General features: G+C 56.6%; 1 protein-coding gene. It reads left to right on the top strand.

Features of this window, described 5'->3' with window-relative positions; translation table 11 throughout:
- Nucleotides 1–968 (top strand): hypothetical protein (locus HHU12_RS34130; protein ID WP_205960083.1); only part of this gene is annotated, 968 nt, incomplete at both ends.

Genomic DNA, 968 nt, shown 5'->3' with positions numbered 1-968 from the left:
ATGAGGCCCGCTTCGGCCGTATCCGCGAGCAGGAAGCCTCCTACTTCAAGAAGAACGTAGCAGACCAGCTGGACAAGCGTGTGGGGCACGTGTACAAAAAGGCATTCATGCAGGTCGTCGAGGCCGATATGATTTCCAAAGGGATGCTTGGCGGCGACAACTGGGCGAGCTGGAAGACCGACGAGCAGATGCACGTAGGGACCAAACTGCTGGAGCTGCTAATCGAGGGAACTGGTCTGGTGGAAATGACCAAGAACAAGATGGCTGACGGTTCGGACGATGTGACCAGTATGCAAATGGTCCAGTTGGCTCCGGCCTTTGTGGAACTCCTGAGTAAACGGGCGGGAGCACTTGCAGGTATCAGCCCAATGCACCAGCCTTGCGTAGTCCCTCCGAAGCCTTGGGTTGGAACTGTAGGCGGTGGATACTGGTCAGTAGGTCGCCGCCCTCTGGCACTGGTTCGTACCCACTCCAAGAAGGCACTGCGCCGCTACGATTATGTTCACATGCCTGAGGTATACAAGGCGGTTAACCTTGCACAAAACACGCCGTGGAAGGTGAACAAGAAGGTGCTGGCGGTAGTCAACGAGATTGTAAACTGGAAGCACTGCCCGGTAGGCGATGTCCCGGCGATTGAGCGTGAAGAGTTACCACCACGCCCGGACGATATCGACACCAACGAGGTGGCACGCAAGGCTTGGCGCAAGGAGGCCGCTGCGGTCTACCGTAAGGATAAGGCTCGCCAGTCTCGCCGCTTGTCAATGGAGTTCATGGTGGCACAGGCCAATAAGTTCGCCAACCACAAGGCCATTTGGTTCCCTTACAACATGGACTGGCGCGGTCGTGTGTACGCTGTGAGCATGTTCAACCCTCAGGGTAATGACATGACCAAGGGTATGCTGACGCTGGCCAAGGGCAAGCCAATCGGCCTCGACGGGTTCTACTGGCTGAAGATTCACGGTGCAAAC

The sequence above is a fragment of the Flammeovirga aprica JL-4 genome (assembly GCF_012844305.1).
GTDB lineage: Bacteria > Bacteroidota > Bacteroidia > Cytophagales > Flammeovirgaceae > Flammeovirga > Flammeovirga aprica.
Note: the sequence above shows the minus strand (reverse complement) of the source record. Positions and strands in the feature narration are given on the sequence as shown.